We start from the raw sequence: 16919 nt of genomic DNA, 5'->3' as shown, positions 1-16919 counted from the left end.
AAATCATGAGGAAAATAGCAACCATACTTGTTTTGGTATTCTTTGTAATATCATGTAAAACAGGTGATGGAAAAGATAGTTATACTTTACCTACGTCTAATGGTAATACCAATAGAATAATGGTGGTAACCAAAGGAGCAGATTGGGATGGTAAAATAGGAGATGCAATACGTACTGTATTTGGTGAGCACCAAGTTGGTTTGCCGCAACCAGAAACTTTATTATCCGTAAGCCAGGTAGATCCGGTTGGTTTTAGTAGTTTTATGCGACATGGAAAAGCTGTTTTAATTCTTAAAAGAGGCGCTAATGAAGGGATTACTGTAGAGAAAAACAGGTATGCAATACCTCAAATTATTGTGCATGCTACAGCTAAAGATGGAGTTGGGTTGTTAAATATTTTAAACAAAAGAGGAAAAGAAATTATTAAATTATTTAAAGATGAGGATATTAGATTTACACAACGTCTCTTTAAAAAAGATCGTATAGACGAAACTAAATTTAAAACAATTAAAAGGATAGGATTAACATTAGATATTCCAAAAAGATATAAATTAGTTGAAGATACAGGTGATTTTATTTGGTTTCGTCAGCATTTAAAAAGCGGTATTGCTAGAGGAGATGGTACTAATAATATTTTAATATATAGTATGCCTTTAGAAGATGAAAATAAAATTGCTGATAACATTACAGCTGTACGTGATACGATTGGTAAAAAACACATACCTGGTAGTAAAGAAGGAATGTATATGATTACAGAACAGGCATATACACCATTTACTTTTGATGCAGAAATTGATGGTAAAAAGGCTTATGAAACAAGAGGTAAATGGGAAGTTAAAAACGATTTTATGGCAGGTCCTTTTATCAATTATACTATAATCGATAAAAAGAATAATCGACTAGTAATTTTTGAAGGATTTACATACGCACCATCTGTAAATAAACGTGACTTTCTTTTTGAATTAGAAGCCATTGCAAAATCAATGAAAATAAATTAATTGTAACCTTAATTATCGGTTTACTTATAAGCATCAACTCTTTAGTTGATGCTTTTTCGTTATATTTGAGTAGATTAACTATAAACTTTTTATAATGGAAACAAACTATTTAGCACTTTTAGGTGCAGCTTTTATTCCTATGATTATGGGATTTCTTTGGTATGGCCCTATGTTATTTCAAGATAGGTGGATGAAAGAAATGAATTTTACTAAAAAAGATTTAGAAGGAGGTAATATGTTATTAATCTTTGGACTTAGTTTTGTGTTTAGTTTATTAATTGCTTTTTTTATGCAGTTTTTAGTGATACATCAATTTGGAGTTTATCAAACCTTAGCAGGTGAGCCAGAATTTATGAACGGATCTGGAAAAGGATTTACATATTTTCAAGAGTTTATGAGTAATTTTGGTGACCGTTTTAGAACTTTTAAACACGGAGCATTACATGGTGTTATAACAGGTTTGTTTTTTGTATTACCAATTATAGGAACAAAATCTTTATTTGAAAGAAAAAGCTTTAAATATGTTGCAATCAATGTAGGATATTGGGTTGTAACGCTAGCTTTAATGGGAGGAATTATTTGTCAATGGGTGTAAGTAATTAATGAATATATAATATGTAAAAGCATCAATTTTAAAAATTGATGCTTTTTTTATGTAACAAATAGTTAATGAAATGTACTTATAAACAATCAATTAATAACTAACCAAATGATTACACACTTTTTTAATTTAGAATGGAAACAATATTTCCGATCTTCTTATTGGCAAAAAAGCATTGGAATTAAAATTATTTTAGGTTTTTTTGGATTAATTATGTTAGCATACATGTTACTTATCGGATTCTTTTTATTTAAAGGAGTTCAGAAGATATTTCCAGATCAAGACCCTTTTTTAATAGTAAATAGTTTTTTATTCTTTTGGATTTTAGGAGATTTAATAATGCGTTTTTTTCTTCAAAAATTACCAATTATAACAGTAAAACCACTATTGACATTACCTATTAAAAGAAGTAAAATTGTAAATTATGTTTTAGGTAAATCAGCAATATCTTTTTTTAATTTTTTACCGCTTTTTGCTATTATCCCTTTTGGTGTCACTTTAGTATCAGAAAGCTATGATATTACAGAAACAGTTGTTTGGGTAATTTCATTAATAATAATTGTATTAATAGTAAATTTTTTAAACTTTATTATTGAAAATTTGACAGCAAAAACTGATTTGTCGTTTTTACCCTTAATAGCTATTTCAGGAAGTATTTTTGCATTAGATTATTTTCAACTGGTTTCTTTTTCAGAGTTAGTATCTAATGGAATTTTAGCAATTACTAAAAACCCAGTATTAATACTTGTACTAATAGCAATTCTAATAATTCTATATTATTACAATTATATTATTTTAAAAAGTAAATTATATGTTGATAGTGCTGTAGATACAAAAATAGAAGAAGCAAAGCCTACAGATTTGGCTTGGACAAATAGGTTTGGTGATATTGCACCATTTATGCAGTTAGATTTAAAGTTATTAATGAGAAATAAACGATCAAAATCAACCTTGCCAATTTTAGTGATAGGTCTTCTATATGGTTTATTCTTTTATCCTCAGCCAGAATATGCAGATAAAGAATTCTTTTTTGCGTTTATAGGTATATTTTCAACAGGTGCATTCTTAATTAATTTCGGTCAATTTATTCCAGCTTGGGATAGTGGTTATTACAAAATGCTAATGAGTCAGAATTTTAAATATGAACGTTATTTAAAATCTAAGTTTACATTAATGGCAATTAGTGTTGTAATCTTGTTTGTTTTAGGAATACCTTACGTGTATTTCGGATGGAAAATTTTAGTAGCACATTTTGCAGCAGCAATTTACAATGTTGGTGTAAACTCACATGTAATTATGTATGGAGGTTCGTTTAATCGAAAAAAAATAAATTTAGATCAAAAAGCAGCTTTTAATTATCAAGGAACAGGAGCAGTTCAGTGGTTAATAGGTATTCCACTAATGGTACTTCCTATGGCATTATTTGCATTGGTAAATTGGTTGGTAAATTTTGAAGTAGCAATTACAGTTTTAATCATTTTAGGATTAACAGGTATTGTACTTCATAAAAAACTAATGAAAGCAATTACAAAAACTTATGTAGCAAAAAAATATGCTATGATTCACGCATTTGATCAAGAAAATTAATAAAAGAAATTATGATACAAACAATAAATCTTACAAAAAAATACGGAGCGTCTCAAGTTTTAAACATTGAAAGTTTAGAAATTCCAAAAGGACAAAGCTTTGGTTTAGTAGGGAATAATGGAGCAGGTAAAACAACATATTTTAATATTTTATTAGACTTAATTCGTCCAACTACTGGTGAAATAGTAAATAATAAAATTGTAGTAAATAAAAGTGAAGATTGGAAAACTTTTACAGGCTCTTTTATTGATGAATCTTTTTTAATAGGGTATTTAACACCTCAAGAATATTTTGAATTTATTGGTGATTTACGTGGGATGAATAAAGCCGATGTAAAAGCATTTGTAAGTCAGTTTAAAGAGTTTTTTAATGATGAGATTTTAGGAAAGAAAAAGTATTTACGAGATTTAAGTAAAGGGAATCAAAAAAAAGCAGGAATTGTAGCTGCAATGATGGGAAACCCACAAGTAATAATTTTAGATGAACCTTTTGCTAATTTAGATCCAACAACTCAAATTAGATTAAAAAAAATGTTGAAATCTTTAACCAATAATAAAGAAGTTACAATATTAATCTCTAGTCACGATTTAAGTCACGTAACTGATGTTTGTGAACGAATAGTTGTATTAGATAAAGGTAATTTGGTAAAAGATATTAATACCTCACCAGAAACTTTAAAAGAATTAGAAAGTTATTTTTCTGTTTAAATCAAATAAATTATGCGAGCTAAAAAAAATTAAAGGGAAGGATAAAAGTGTTTTTTAATAGCTTAGACGTATTTTAAATCTTACAAGGTGCCTAAAAATTATCTTTTTATTGCTATTTTTACGCTTTTACGTACAATAAACTTATTAATATTACTGTTGTACAGTAAAAGCATAACTATATGAAAAAACTATCTAAATTCTTAGTTTTCAACCTCCTCTTGGCTATTGTGTATTCATGTAGCGTAAAAAAAGATGCTTTTTTAAATCGAAATTTTCATGCACTAACTACAAAGTATAACATACTTTTTAATGGAGAGCAAGCATATTTAAAGGGTTTAGAAGAAGTTGAAAACAAACATAAAGATAACTTTTGGAAGCGTTTACAATTAGAACCAATTACTTTTGATGAAAAAGAGATCGTATTATCTGCAATACAGCCAGGTACTGGTTTTAATAATGAAGAGGAAGAAGAAGTTGAAGTTTTAACGTCGTTTGATAAAGCGGAAGAAAAGGCGGTAAAAGCAATTCAAAAACATTCAATGAATGTGAATGGATATGAAAAAAATCGCCAAATTGACGATGCTTATTTGTTATTAGGGAAATCGAGATATTATACACAGCGTTTCATTCCTGCAATAGAATCTTTTAACTATATCATAGCAAATTATCCGAATGCAAGTTTAATAAATGAAACAAAAATTTGGAGAGCAAAAACAAATATTCGTTTAGATAATGAAAAACTAGCAATAGAATCTTTGAAGTTTTTGTTAGAGGTTGAAGAAAACGAAGAAGAATTACCTGACGTAATAAGAGAACAAGCACACACTGCAATGGCAATGGCGTATCAAAAAACAGATACGATTCAAAAAGTAATAGAACATTTAACAGCAGCGTCAAAAATATTTAAGAATAAAGAACAATCTGCACGTAATATGTTTGTCTTAGGGCAAATTTATAGTGAGTTAAATTACAGAGATTCTGCAAGAATAGTATTTAATAAATTAGCAAGTACTAAAAAAGCGCCATATAAATATCGTATTCGAGCAAATATTGAAATGGCTAAAAATACTGAAAACGATTCAGCATCTATAGTCGTATTAGCTAAGTTAAAAAAACTAATTAGAAATTCGGATAATCGTAAGTTTTTAAACGCTTTATATTATCAAGCAGGAGTTTTAGAAGTAGGAAGAAACAATACAGATAAAGCTATTGGGTATTTTAAGAAATCATTACAAGCGAAAAATAATAATAATTATCAAAAAACATATGCTTATGAACGCTTAGGTAATATTGCATTTGATAAAGAAGCGTACTTATTAGCAGGTTCATATTACGATAGTGTTTTACAAGCTACTTCAAAAGAGTTTGATCAAGAGAAAAGAATTAGAAGAGTTAGAAGAAAAAACAGAGGGTTAACTACTTTAAGAAAGTATGAAGACCTTGTTAAGAATAATGATAGCATTCTTAAATTAGTTGCTATGAGTGTTGATGAACGAACATTGTTTTTTGAAAACTACATAGAGAAAATTAAGAAAGAAGACGAAGAGAAACAACAATTGCTCTTAAATACACAAAACTTTGGAAGTTCTTTTGGAGGTGGAGCATCAGTGGGTAATAAAAGCAATAAAGGTAAATGGTATTTTTATAATACTCAAGCTTTAGGTTTTGGTAAAGCAGCCTTTCAAAAAACATGGGGTACGCGTCCATTAGAAGATAATTGGAGATTGTCAGACAAATCTACAAATGTAAGCAACGATATTGTTGAAGAATCTACAGAGCCTGTTGTAAATAAAAGATATGAGTTAAGTACGTATTTAGATGAGATACCAACAGATAAAAATGTAATAACTGAATTAACTAAAACTCGTAATGACGCTTTGTATCAATTAGGTTTAATTTATAAAGAACAATTTAAAAATACGAGCCTTGCAATTAAAAATTTAGAGCGTTTTCAAAAAGAACAACTAAATACAGATTTAGAATTGTCAATAAGCTATCATTTATATCAAATATATACTGATGTGAATGATGTTGAGAAGTCAAAAAAATATAAGGATGTTATTTTAAATAAGTATCCGAAAACTACTTTTGCTCAAGTAATAATAAATCCTACAAAAAAATTAACAACAGCAAAAAAAGAAGATGTTGTTTTAGATAAATATAAAGAAGTTTATTATTTATATAAAAAAAATAAGTTTGAAGAAGCTGTACGTGAGATAGACAGTTTTTCAATCGCTTCAAGTAATTCGAAATTAATCCCTAAATTTGCACTTTTAAAGGCTTTGTCTATAGGGAAGTACAAGAGTAGAGATCTCTATAAAAAAGCATTAGAATTCGTTGCAATTGGTTATGCAAATAAAGAAGAAGGCGTAAAGGCGAAAGAAATATTAGCACAGTTAAAAAAATAAAAACCCAAATTCCCCTAAATATGTTTAGTAAAGAAAGTAAGAAAACAAATGAAAATAAAGTTTCAGAAAGAAATATAGTAGGTAAAAACACACAGATTTCTGGAGAGATTATTTCAGAAGGTGATTTTAGAATTGACGGAACTTTAGAAGGAACCATTAAAACAAATGGTAGAGTTATTATTGGAGAATCAGGTTTTATTAAAGGTAAGGTAGAGTGTACAAATGCCGATATTGAAGGTAAGTTTTCTGGTGAATTAGTAGTTTCAAATACATTAACTGTAAAAACTTCAGCAAATATTAATGGAGACGTTATTATAGGTAAACTTTCAGTAGAGCCAGGCGCTTCATTTAATGCAACTTGTTCAATGAAAGGAGCTTTAAAAGAAATGAAAAATAATGAGCAAAAAGGCAAAGAAAAAACCGCTTAATAAATACTTTCGGTTTACTAGTATTGCTCTTCAAATGGGTTTAACCATTTATCTTGGTAATTTACTAGGTGAATGGTTAGATGTTAAGTTTCCAAATGATGTAGAGTTGTATTCTAAAATATGTACACTTGCAGCAGTTTTTTTAGCAATGTTTTCTGTAATTCGTCAAGTTTCAAAAATATCCAAGTAATAATGATTAAACGCATTTTGTATTTTATCACAGCTGTAGTTATATTATTCGCAGTGAGTTATACTTCACATAATTTTTTTTTAAGTACAAGAAACATTGTACTACCTTTCTCTTTATTTTATATATACTTATTTCATGTAATAGCAACCAGTTTAATATATATATTACTTGAGTTTCTTGCTAGTAAAATGCCAAATGAAGCAGGTTATGGTTACTTAGCTTTAATGCTTTTAAAAATAGGTTTTTTTGTCTTAATTTTTCAAGACTCTGTATTTGCAGGTGATGAACTTGCAAAATCTCAAAGAGTATCTTTGGTTATTCCATTATTTATTTTTTTAATAACAGAAGCAATCGCTGTTTCAAAGTTGTTGAATAGCAAGTAGTTCACTTTTTTTATTGACTATTTTAGCTTGATGATAAATTATCAAAAAACTAAGGTCAAAAACGGTTTGTAGTTTTAATTACAATATGTACCTTTGCACGGAAATTTACAGACCTTAATCGTATATTCAAATTAAAGATATGATGATAGCAAAAAAATCTATCAAGTTTTTAACATTACTTACAATAGTTTTTACTTCTTTTTCAGTTTTTGCTGATGGGGGAGATCCGATTTCACAAGATGGAGGTCGTATAAACACAAAAGAAGAAATAGATGCTTATAAAAAGCATCACTTAGCAGATTCGCATGATTTCTCTTTGTTTTCATATACAAATGATGCAAACGAGAGAAAACATATCGGTTTTCCTTTGCCAGTGATTGTTTGGACAAGTAAAGGGTTAAAAACTTTTATGTCTTCAGCATTTCATCATAATGATGATGGGCATGTTGTTGTAGATGCTGGAGGTGTTAAGTTAGCTAAAGTACATAGTAAAATTTACGAATTAGAAGAAGGAGCTACTTCAGTTTCTTTTGATGAAGAGCATCACCCTATAAAAGCACATAAGTTATTAGATTTTTCTATAACAAAAAGTGCGTTTGGTATGTTGTTAGTCGGTTTGTTAATGATTCTAGGATTTAGATCATTAGCTAAAGGGTATAAGAAAGGTGCAATTCCAACAGGTTTTGCAAGAGTATTGGAGCCTTTGGTTTTGTATGTTAGAGATGAGATTGCAAGACCAAATATAGGAGAGAAGCATTATCGTAAATTCATGAGTTTTTTACTTACTGTTTTCTTTTTTATCTGGGTGTCAAACTTATTAGGGTTAACTCCATTAGGGTTTAATATTACAGGACAGTTAGCCGTAACAGTGTGTTTAGCATTGTTTACTTTTATAATAGTTCAGTTTTCGGCTAATAAAGATTATTGGAAACATATCTTTTGGATGCCAGGTGTACCAGTACCGATGAAGATTATTTTAGCACCTATTGAAGTATTAGGTTTGCTAACAAAACCATTTTCGTTATTTGTTCGTTTGTTTGCAAACATTACAGCAGGACATGCAGTAGTTATGGGTATTGCAGCTTTAATGTTACTGTTAAAAGAAAAGTTTGGAACAGCAGGTGCAACAGGTATCTCTTTGTTTTTAACATTGTTTTTAACATTGATTGAAGTTTTAGTAGCGTTCTTACAAGCTTATATATTTACAATGTTATCTTCATTGTTTATTGGTATGGCTGTTGAAGAGCACGAACATCATTAGAAAGTAGAATAAAATTTTGTTTAATTTAATATAAATCAAGTAGTATGTACAATTTAATAGGAGCAGGTTTAATCGTAATCGGAGGTGGATTAGGTTTAGGAAAAATTGGTGGTAGCGCAATGGATGCTATTGCTCGTCAACCTGAAGCAGCTGGAAAAATCCAAACTGCAATGATTATTATCGGGGCATTATTAGAAGGTTTAGCATTTGGTGCTTTACTTTTAGGAAAATAATCCGAAAAATTAAAAGAAACACTTTCTGCAACGGTTGGTTGCAGAAGTGTTTTATTAAACAATAAAAAATACAAAATTAAGTAGTATGGAAATTTTTAATGATTTTTCAATAGGGTTGTTTGTAATGCAAGCAGTTATCTTGTTGATTTTGATTTTTTTAATGATGAAATTTGCTTGGAAGCCTATTTTATCATCATTAAACGATAGAGAAGAAGGAATTCAAAATGCATTAGATCAAGCTGAAAATGCTCGTAAAGAAATGCAAAATTTACAAGCTGATAACGATAGATTGTTAAAAGAAGCTCGTGAAGAGAGAGATGCAATGATGAAGGATGCTCGCGATATTAAAGAAAATATTCTTGCTGAAGCAAAAGAAGAAGCACAAGAGCAAACTACTCTTATGATTGAAAATGCTAAAGCAACAATAAAGCAAGAGCAACAAGCAGCAATTGCTGAGTTAAAGAAAAACGTAGCAGATTTATCAATAGATATAGCACAACAATTAGTAAGAAAAGAATTAGCATCTAGTGATGAGCAATTAAAGCTTGTTGAAGGAATGTTAAAAGAAGTTACTTTAAACTAATTAAGTAGATGAAAGGAGCAAGACCAGCATTACGTTACGCAAAAGCAATATTAAACCTAGCTAAAGAAACTAAAACTGATTCTTTAGTAAACGATAACATGAAGTTTATTGCAGGTACTATTGCAGGAAGTAGTGATTTAAAAAGAATGCTTAAAAGTCCTGTAGTTAAAGCAGCAGATAAACGTAAAGTTTTAACTGCTCTTTTTGGAGAAAAAGTAGATGCTATCACAAAAGGTTTATTTAACTTGTTAGAAGAAAATAAACGTATGATGATGTTAGAAGTTATTGCTAAGCAATACGCTATAATCTATGATTACGATAAAAATATACAGGTGGCTAAAGTTACTACAGCAGTAGCTTTAACGAAAGAACTAGAAGATAAAATACAAGCTAAGATTGTAGAAATTACAGGAAATAGCGCAGGTATAGAAAATATAGTAAATCCAACTATTTTAGGAGGATTTATTTTACGTGTTGGAGATGTGCAATATGATGCAAGTATTTCTAATCAATTGAGTCAACTAAGAAGAGAATTTGACAATAGTCATTATATTTCTCAAATTTAATTATACATCAAAAGAAATAAGATGGCAGCAATTAAACCAGCTGAAGTTTCAGCAATTTTAAAGGAACAATTAACAAATTTCGAAGCGAAAGCAACGTTAAACGAAGTAGGTACTGTATTACAAGTAGGTGATGGTATTGCTCGTGTTTATGGTTTGTCTAATGTAGAGTACGGTGAATTAGTAGAATTCGATAACGGATTAGAAGGTATCGTATTAAACTTAGAAGATGATAATGCAGGTGTTGTATTATTAGGAGCTTCAACAAGTGTAAAAGAAGGATCTACTGTAAAACGTACAGAAAGAATTGCTTCTTTAAGAGCTGGAGAAGGTATTGTTGGACGTGTTGTTAACACTTTAGGTCAACCAATCGATGGTAAAGGACCTATTGAAGGTACAACTTACGAAATGCCTTTAGAGCGTAGAGCTCCAGGTGTAATTTATCGTGAGCCTGTAACTGAGCCAATGCAAACTGGTATTAAATCTATTGATGCAATGATTCCTGTAGGTCGTGGTCAACGTGAGTTGATTATTGGTGACCGTCAAACTGGTAAATCAACAGTTGCTATTGATACCATTTTAAATCAAAAAGAATTTTATGATGCTGGACAACCAGTATATTGTATATATGTTGCAATTGGTCAAAAAGCATCTACTGTAGCGGCTATCGCTAACATGTTAGAAGATAGAGGCGCAATGGCTTATACTACAATTGTAGCAGCAAATGCATCTGATCCTGCAGCAATGCAAGTATATGCACCGTTTGCTGGAGCAGCAATTGGAGAGTTTTTTAGAGATACTGGTAGACCAGCTTTAATTGTATTTGATGATTTATCAAAACAAGCAGTTGCATACCGTGAGATTTCTTTATTATTAAGAAGACCACCAGGACGTGAGGCATATCCTGGAGATGTATTTTACTTACACTCAAGATTATTAGAACGTGCTGCAAAATTAATCAATGATGATAAAATTGCTAGTGAAATGAACGATTTACCAGATTCTTTAAAAGGAATTGTAAAAGGTGGAGGTTCTTTAACTGCATTACCAATTATTGAAACACAAGCAGGAGACGTTTCAGCATATATTCCAACAAACGTAATTTCGATTACAGATGGACAAATTTTCTTAGACGGAGATTTATTTAACTCTGGTGTTCGTCCAGCAATTAACGTAGGTATTTCTGTATCACGTGTTGGAGGTAATGCTCAGATTAAAGCAATGAAAAAAGTATCAGGTACTTTAAAATTAGATCAAGCACAGTTCCGTGAATTAGAAGCGTTTGCTAAGTTTGGTTCAGATTTAGATGCTGCTACAATGAATGTGATATCTAAAGGTCAACGTAATGTTGAAATTTTAAAGCAAGCACAAAACGATCCTTATACAGTAGAAGATCAGATTTCAATCATTTATGCAGGTTCTAAGAACTTGTTAAAAGATGTTCCTGTAGAAAAGGTAAAAGAATTTGAAAGAGATTATATAGATTATTTAAATGCTAAGCATAGAGATACTCTAAATACTTTAAAAGCAGGTAAATTAACTGAAGAAGTAACAGATACTTTAACAGCAGCTGCAAAAGAAATTTCAGCTAAATTTTCAGCTTAACAATAGACTTTAATATTAAGTATTGAAAATAATTTTCAATACTTAATATTTAATAATCAATCCAATTCGTATGGCGAACTTAAAAGAAATACGTAACAGAATTACTTCTATAAAATCTACAATGCAGATTACCTCTGCCATGAAAATGGTATCGGCTGCAAAGTTGAAGAAAGCTCAAGATGCAATTACAGCAATGCGTCCGTATTCATCTAAGCTTACTGAATTATTACAAAGCTTAAGCGCAACTTTAGATAGTGATGCTAGTGGAGAATATTCAACACAAAGAGAAGTAAAAAAGGTATTATTGGTTACAATTACTTCTAACAGAGGTTTATGTGGTGGTTTTAACTCTTCTATTGTTAAAAGAACAATAAAAGCTATCGATGAGAAATACAATGGAGTTACTGTTGATTTGTTTACGATAGGTAAAAAAGGAGATGATGTTTTATCAAAAGAACATAATGTTATCGAAAATAGAAATGATATTTTTGATGATTTAACTTTTGATAACGTAGCAGAAATTGCTGAGAATTTAATGAATTTATATGTAACAGGTGCTTACGATAAGATAGAACTTGTTTACAATCAATTCAAAAATGCAGCAACGCAATTACCTCAATTAGAACAATTTTTACCAATTGAGCCAATTGAAAGTAATGAAAGTGTTAGTTCAGATTATGTTTTTGAACCTTCAAAAGAAGAAATTGTTTTAGCGTTAATACCTAAATCATTAAAAACACAATTATACAAAGCAATTCGTGATTCTTTTGCTTCAGAACATGGTGCTCGTATGACTGCAATGCATAAGGCAACTGATAATGCAACTGAACTACGTGACGAGTTATTATTAACATATAACAAAGCACGTCAGGCAGCAATTACAAATGAAATTCTAGAAATTGTTGGAGGTGCAGAAGCCTTGAATAATTAATAAAATATTTTATATTATAAAGAAAGCGAATCAGTAATGATTCGCTTTTTTTTTGACTTAAAAACTTATATTTACTTCATAAAATTAAAAAACTATGAAAAAAATATTATTGTTAGTATTATTGGTATTTAACATATCAATACATGCACAAGAAGACACTATTATTGAGGAGACCATTATTGAAGAAGTTAAACCAGCAAGTTCAGAAGAGTTGTTAGCGGTACCTTTTAGAATTATAGAAGAAGTGCCCATATATCCGTTATGTGAAGATCGTATAACTAGGGAAGAAAAGAAAAAATGTCTTAATATAAGTATACAAAAACATATTCAACGGCATTTTAATTTGGGAATCCTTGATTGTTTAAATAAAATTATGGTAATTAACGAGGTAACAGGCCAAAAGGAATTAAAGTGCATTACAGGGCTTAGTCCTGGTAAAAAAAGAATTTATGTTCAATTCAAAATAGGAAAAACTGGTGAGATTGAAGATATTAATGTTAGAGCACCACACCCTAAATTAAAAGAAGAAGCATATAGAATTGCGAAGTTACTACCAAAAATGATACCTGGTAAAGAAAAAGGTAAACCTGTAAGAGTTGGTTACACTATACCTATAACATTTAATGTAGAGTAAATCATAATTCACATCAAAAAAAAGCGAACTGTTTATAGTTCGCTTTTTTATTAATATATACTACTAAAGTATACTTTAAGCTATAACTGTTATAGGTTTTCCTATATTTCTTTTTGATATATACATGAAAACTAATAAAGGAATAAGTCCGTGTGGCAATCTAAAAATTACTAAATACATGTATTGATGTAAAATACTAAATGATACATCATAACTTAATCCACTTACAATCCTAGCAAAAGCAGTTATAAACCCCCAAAAACTTGCATATATTAAAGCAATTTTGGAAACTTTAGGTAAAAAAAGTGCTATCGCAATTATAAAATCTAAGATTCCTGCTATAAATAAGAGGCTTTTAGCTGTTGTTTCTGTTACAGGAAGTATATTTAGTGTCATAGTTACAAAGTTACCAGGCAAGGGATAAAAAACAGCAATGGCATACATTCCATGACAAATGAAAGCTAAGGCAATAAAAATTTTTACATTAAAAATTAGAAGAGCAGTGTTTTCATTTTTTAAGTAATATAATAATACAATGGGAACACCAAACTGAATTGTATGTTCAAAAAACATAATTAAGTGATAGAACTTTTCTTTAGTAATAATTAAAGCTAATAATATCATACTTACTGCTCCAATCTTTAATACAAGATACTCCCATTTTTTTGAATGTTTATTTATTGTAAGAGAAATTATGGCGCATAAAGTATACAATACACCAATACTTTTGGTTAGAAATTGAATAGCATGGTCAGTATTTAAATTGGTTGCGTATTCATGCCAAGAAGTATTAAAAAAAAAATTAACCATGGGTTCTAAGAGCTGTTGATCCCAAAATAAACTCCTATAAGGAGCATCCCAAAATAAATGTTGGTACGCTCTACCAAAGAAGATAAAAAAAGAACTAATTTTTAAAAAGTTGAGAAGGGTAATTCGATTCATACAAAAGATTTTAACAAATATAAATAAGAGACTTTTATTGTTATTAAACGTAGGTTAAATAATAATATATTTATAGTTAACATATTGTTTTGTAGTTTATTATAATAATAATGTTTTTTTTTAGTTATATACTGTTTACAAAACAAAATACATTTGTATTTAAAATTTTAACAAACAATTAAAGTCCCTCAAAAATGAAAATTTATTTTTTAAAACTGCTACTTTTTGTAGCTCTTACTACTTATGCTTCTAATGATAAGTATCGACTAATAATTACAGATAACCCAGCTACAACTATAACGATTGGTTGGAATCAAATTTCAGGATCAAGTCCAATAGTATATTATGGAACAACAGACTTTGGAACTACTTGGTCAAGTTATCCAAGTTCAAAAAATGTAGATCGTTCAGTTTCTTATAAAGGAATGAATAATAGATTTACTAAACTTACTGGTTTAACACCAAACACAAGTTATTACTTTGTTATTAAAGATAGCGAAGGTACGAGTAATCGTTATTGGTTTAAGACGGCTCCAAGTGTTAATGAAAAGATGTCGTTTATTGCAGGTGGAGATTCTAGAAACAATCGATCAACAAGAAATAACGCAAATTCATTAGTTGCTAAATTAAAACCTACAGCTGTTTTTTTTGGAGGTGATATGACAAATGGAGATTCAAATTCTGAATGGAAAAATTGGTTTAACGATTGGCAGAATACAATTGCAACTGACGGAAGAATGTTTCCAATAGTTCCTGCAAGGGGAAATCATGAAAGATCAAACAATAGTATTTATAATTTATTTAATGTTCCATCAACAAATGTTTATTATGATGTTACGTTTGGGAATAACTTATATACTATTTACACGTTAAACTCTGAGATTTCAGCAGGAGGTAATCAATACTCTTGGTTAAATCAAAAATTAAATTCAGATACATCTATATGGAAATCTGCTCAATATCATAAACCTATGCGACCTCACGTATCTTCAAAATCTGAAGGAAATGATGAATACTCAAATTGGTCTCAATTATTTTATAATAAAGGGGTGAATTTAGTTTTTGAATCAGATTCGCATACGGTAAAAACAACATGGCCAGTAAAACCTTGTTCAAGTGGTAGTGGTTGTGATGAAGGTTTTACAAGGGATGATGCTAACGGTACTATTTATGTAGGAGAAGGCTGTTGGGGTGCTCCTTTACGCTCTTCAAATGACGGTAAAAATTGGACAAGGAATAATAGTACTTTTAATCAGTTTAAATGGGTCTTTGTTGAAGAGTCGAAAGTTGAAATTAGAACAATTAAAGTTGATAATGCTAATAGCGTAGGAGCTGTTTCTAATAATAACCCTTTTACGATTCCTTCTAACTTAGATATCTGGAATCCATCTAACGGTAGTGTGGTAACTATTACGAGTACCAATGTAAGTTATCCAGAGGTTGCAATTACTGCTCCAACAAATGGATCTAGTCATTCTGTTAATACACCAATGACTATAACTGCTGCAGCAACAGATAGTGATGGAACTATAACGGATGTGAAATTTTATGTAAATAATGCTTTAGTTAATACAGATACAAGTTTACCTTATTCTACAAATTGGACGCCTAGTAATAATAATCAATCTTATATTTTAAAGGCAGTAGCAATAGATAATGAAGGAAATGAAAAGACTTCAGAAGAGGTATCAGTTTTTGTAGGAGCAATTTCAAAAACAATAACATCAATAATTAGTAGTGGTAATGATGATGCTGAACAATACGAGTCTACAGGTCAAATGTACATGAATAGTACCGACTTAGAGTTAGTATATGACGGTTCTAGCAAGGGAAATCAACATATTGGTTTATTGTTTAGAAATTTAAATATTCCTAAAAGTGCTACTATAACTAATGCTCATATTCAGTTTACTGCTGATGAAAGAAACTCTGGTAGTACCTCACTTGCAATAAAAGTAGAAGACTCATCAAATGCCCAAAATATAACAACTCAAAGTTCTAATATTACTTCAAGAAGTTATTATAATCAATCAGTTAGTTGGTCTCCAAGTTCATGGAATACAATAGGTGCTTCAGGAGCAGGGGAAAGAACACCAGATTTAAAAACATTGGTACAACATGTTGTTAACAAGTCCAGTTGGAATACTAATAATTCAATGATGTTTTATATCTCAGGAACAGGAGAACGTACAGCAGAATCATATGAAGGTAGTAGTACTAAAGCTCCTAAATTAGTTATTTCTTACACAACTGCTGACTCTGGTGGTGGTGGAACTTGTGAAGATGTAACTGTAACTATTGTATTTGATAAATATTCAAAAGAGACTTCATGGTCGTTAAAAAATAGCACTGGAGATATTGTATTAAGTGGAAATAATTATACACAAGCTGAAGGAAAGTCTATTTCAGTATCAAAGTGTTTACCTGAAGGGTGTTATGATTTTACGATTAATGATACTTATGGAGATGGAATTTGTTGTAGCTACGGAAATGGTTCTTATAAGGTAGTTAAAAGTGATAACACAGTATTGGCATCAGGAGGTAATTTTACAAATTTAGAGACAAAACAAATTTGCTTGAACAATACACCTGTTCTAAAAAAAGAAATCTCTTTAGAGTCTGATATCAGTATTTATCCAAACCCTGCATCTGATATTTTATTTGTTAATGGAATAAAAGATAATACCGCTTTATGGACAGCAAAAATATTGGATCTGTCAGGTAATATTATACTTGAAGCGTCTATTTTTAATAAATCAATAAATATTTCTGAATTACCAGAAAATTCAATTCATATTATTAGAATATATAATAATTTGGGAGAAATGAAATTATCTAAAAAGATAATTAAGGAATAATTTTAAT

At 29.9% G+C, this 16919-nt stretch carries 17 protein-coding genes; 16 read left to right on the top strand and 1 reads right to left on the bottom strand.

The window, feature by feature from the left end; translation table 11 throughout:
• Positions 1-5 precede the first annotated feature (5 nt).
• The 15 genes from H518_RS0106365 (at position 6) to H518_RS19380 (ending at position 13112) form a co-directional block, all read left to right on the top strand.
• Complete coding sequence (locus tag H518_RS0106365) at positions 6-998, top strand: DUF4837 family protein (RefSeq protein ID WP_028888284.1); 993 nt, start codon at positions 6-8, stop codon at positions 996-998.
• Between the two features lie 94 nt (positions 999-1092).
• Positions 1093-1593, top strand: a complete 501-nt coding sequence (locus H518_RS0106360; protein ID WP_028888283.1) for a DUF1761 domain-containing protein — start codon at positions 1093-1095, stop codon at positions 1591-1593.
• Between the two features lie 114 nt (positions 1594-1707).
• The gene (locus H518_RS0106355) at positions 1708-3186 is read left to right on the top strand and encodes a DUF5687 family protein (RefSeq protein ID WP_028888282.1); all 1479 of its coding nucleotides are present in this window, start codon (positions 1708-1710) and stop codon (positions 3184-3186) included.
• Between the two features lie 11 nt (positions 3187-3197).
• Positions 3198-3893 carry an ABC transporter ATP-binding protein gene (locus tag H518_RS0106350; RefSeq protein WP_028888281.1) on the top strand — a complete coding sequence of 232 codons (696 nt, stop codon included), beginning with the start codon at positions 3198-3200 and terminating at the stop codon, positions 3891-3893.
• Positions 3894-4072: 179 nt separating this feature from the next.
• On the top strand, positions 4073-6301 hold the full coding sequence (porW, locus tag H518_RS0106345; RefSeq protein WP_028888280.1) for a type IX secretion system periplasmic lipoprotein PorW/SprE: 2229 nt from the start codon (positions 4073-4075) through the stop codon (positions 6299-6301).
• Between the two features lie 20 nt (positions 6302-6321).
• On the top strand, positions 6322-6729 hold the full coding sequence (locus tag H518_RS0106340; protein WP_028888279.1) for a bactofilin family protein: 408 nt from the start codon (positions 6322-6324) through the stop codon (positions 6727-6729).
• The gene (locus H518_RS20785) at positions 6698-6919 is read left to right on the top strand and encodes an AtpZ/AtpI family protein (protein ID WP_028888278.1); all 222 of its coding nucleotides are present in this window, start codon (positions 6698-6700) and stop codon (positions 6917-6919) included. Before H518_RS0106340 ends, H518_RS20785 begins: the two co-directional genes overlap by 32 nt.
• Positions 6850-7302, top strand: a complete 453-nt coding sequence (locus H518_RS21405; RefSeq protein ID WP_316929591.1) for a DUF6168 family protein — start codon at positions 6850-6852, stop codon at positions 7300-7302. Before H518_RS20785 ends, H518_RS21405 begins: the two co-directional genes overlap by 70 nt.
• A gap of 139 nt (positions 7303-7441) precedes the next feature.
• Entirely contained in the window at positions 7442-8563 is a 1122-nt protein-coding gene (gene atpB / locus H518_RS0106325) for a F0F1 ATP synthase subunit A (protein ID WP_028888276.1), read from the top strand.
• Between the two features lie 44 nt (positions 8564-8607).
• Entirely contained in the window at positions 8608-8796 is a 189-nt protein-coding gene (locus tag H518_RS0106320; RefSeq protein WP_028888275.1) for an ATP synthase subunit C, read from the top strand.
• A gap of 85 nt (positions 8797-8881) precedes the next feature.
• Positions 8882-9379: a F0F1 ATP synthase subunit B gene (locus H518_RS0106315; protein WP_028888274.1), complete on the top strand. Its 498-nt coding sequence runs from the start codon at positions 8882-8884 to the stop codon at positions 9377-9379.
• A gap of 8 nt (positions 9380-9387) precedes the next feature.
• On the top strand, positions 9388-9945 hold the full coding sequence (atpH, locus tag H518_RS0106310) for an ATP synthase F1 subunit delta (protein ID WP_028888273.1): 558 nt from the start codon (positions 9388-9390) through the stop codon (positions 9943-9945).
• A 21-nt stretch (positions 9946-9966) separates the two neighbouring features.
• The gene (atpA, locus tag H518_RS0106305) at positions 9967-11547 is read left to right on the top strand and encodes a F0F1 ATP synthase subunit alpha (RefSeq protein ID WP_028888272.1); all 1581 of its coding nucleotides are present in this window, start codon (positions 9967-9969) and stop codon (positions 11545-11547) included.
• Positions 11548-11617: 70 nt separating this feature from the next.
• Positions 11618-12478: an ATP synthase F1 subunit gamma gene (atpG, locus tag H518_RS0106300; protein WP_028888271.1), complete on the top strand. Its 861-nt coding sequence runs from the start codon at positions 11618-11620 to the stop codon at positions 12476-12478.
• A gap of 94 nt (positions 12479-12572) precedes the next feature.
• A complete protein-coding gene (locus H518_RS19380) occupies positions 12573-13112 on the top strand; it encodes an energy transducer TonB (protein ID WP_051263688.1) in 540 nt (179 codons plus the stop codon).
• Positions 13113-13187: 75 nt separating this feature from the next.
• On the opposite strand, the gene H518_RS0106290 is transcribed toward H518_RS19380, so the two are convergent.
• The gene (locus H518_RS0106290) at positions 13188-14054 is read right to left on the bottom strand and encodes a hypothetical protein (protein WP_028888270.1); all 867 of its coding nucleotides are present in this window, start codon (positions 14052-14054) and stop codon (positions 13188-13190) included.
• A 194-nt stretch (positions 14055-14248) separates the two neighbouring features.
• On the opposite strand from H518_RS0106290, the gene H518_RS20425 reads away from it, so the two are divergent.
• Positions 14249-16912, top strand: a complete 2664-nt coding sequence (locus H518_RS20425) for an Ig-like domain-containing protein (RefSeq protein ID WP_051263687.1) — start codon at positions 14249-14251, stop codon at positions 16910-16912.
• The last annotated feature ends 7 nt before the right edge of the window (positions 16913-16919 follow it).

The organism is Tenacibaculum ovolyticum DSM 18103 (assembly GCF_000430545.1).
In the GTDB taxonomy this organism is placed as follows: domain Bacteria; phylum Bacteroidota; class Bacteroidia; order Flavobacteriales; family Flavobacteriaceae; genus Polaribacter; species Polaribacter ovolyticus.
The sequence above is the reverse complement of the archived record's forward strand: the minus strand, read 5'-3'. Positions and strand labels throughout refer to the sequence as shown.

Bases quoted from the DNA above. Each gene is read 5' to 3' on its own strand.
- H518_RS19380 (WP_051263688.1), top strand. From the start codon at position 12,573: ATGAAAAAAATATTATTGTTAGTATTATTGGTATTTAACATATCAATA.
- H518_RS0106315 (WP_028888274.1), top strand. From the start codon at position 8,882: ATGGAAATTTTTAATGATTTTTCAATAGGGTTGTTTGTAATGCAAGCA.
- atpH (WP_028888273.1), top strand. From the start codon at position 9,388: ATGAAAGGAGCAAGACCAGCATTACGTTACGCAAAAGCAATATTAAAC.
- H518_RS0106355 (WP_028888282.1), top strand. From the start codon at position 1,708: ATGATTACACACTTTTTTAATTTAGAATGGAAACAATATTTCCGATCT.
- H518_RS0106365 (WP_028888284.1), top strand. From the start codon at position 6: ATGAGGAAAATAGCAACCATACTTGTTTTGGTATTCTTTGTAATATCA.
- atpB (WP_028888276.1), top strand. From the start codon at position 7,442: ATGATGATAGCAAAAAAATCTATCAAGTTTTTAACATTACTTACAATA.
- atpG (WP_028888271.1), top strand. From the start codon at position 11,618: ATGGCGAACTTAAAAGAAATACGTAACAGAATTACTTCTATAAAATCT.
- porW (WP_028888280.1), top strand. From the start codon at position 4,073: ATGAAAAAACTATCTAAATTCTTAGTTTTCAACCTCCTCTTGGCTATT.
- H518_RS20785 (WP_028888278.1), top strand. From the start codon at position 6,698: ATGAGCAAAAAGGCAAAGAAAAAACCGCTTAATAAATACTTTCGGTTT.
- H518_RS0106290 (WP_028888270.1), bottom strand. From the start codon at position 14,054: ATGAATCGAATTACCCTTCTCAACTTTTTAAAAATTAGTTCTTTTTTT.
- atpA (WP_028888272.1), top strand. From the start codon at position 9,967: ATGGCAGCAATTAAACCAGCTGAAGTTTCAGCAATTTTAAAGGAACAA.
- H518_RS0106360 (WP_028888283.1), top strand. From the start codon at position 1,093: ATGGAAACAAACTATTTAGCACTTTTAGGTGCAGCTTTTATTCCTATG.
- H518_RS0106350 (WP_028888281.1), top strand. From the start codon at position 3,198: ATGATACAAACAATAAATCTTACAAAAAAATACGGAGCGTCTCAAGTT.
- H518_RS0106320 (WP_028888275.1), top strand. From the start codon at position 8,608: ATGTACAATTTAATAGGAGCAGGTTTAATCGTAATCGGAGGTGGATTA.
- H518_RS21405 (WP_316929591.1), top strand. From the start codon at position 6,850: ATGTACACTTGCAGCAGTTTTTTTAGCAATGTTTTCTGTAATTCGTCA.
- H518_RS20425 (WP_051263687.1), top strand. From the start codon at position 14,249: ATGAAAATTTATTTTTTAAAACTGCTACTTTTTGTAGCTCTTACTACT.
- H518_RS0106340 (WP_028888279.1), top strand. From the start codon at position 6,322: ATGTTTAGTAAAGAAAGTAAGAAAACAAATGAAAATAAAGTTTCAGAA.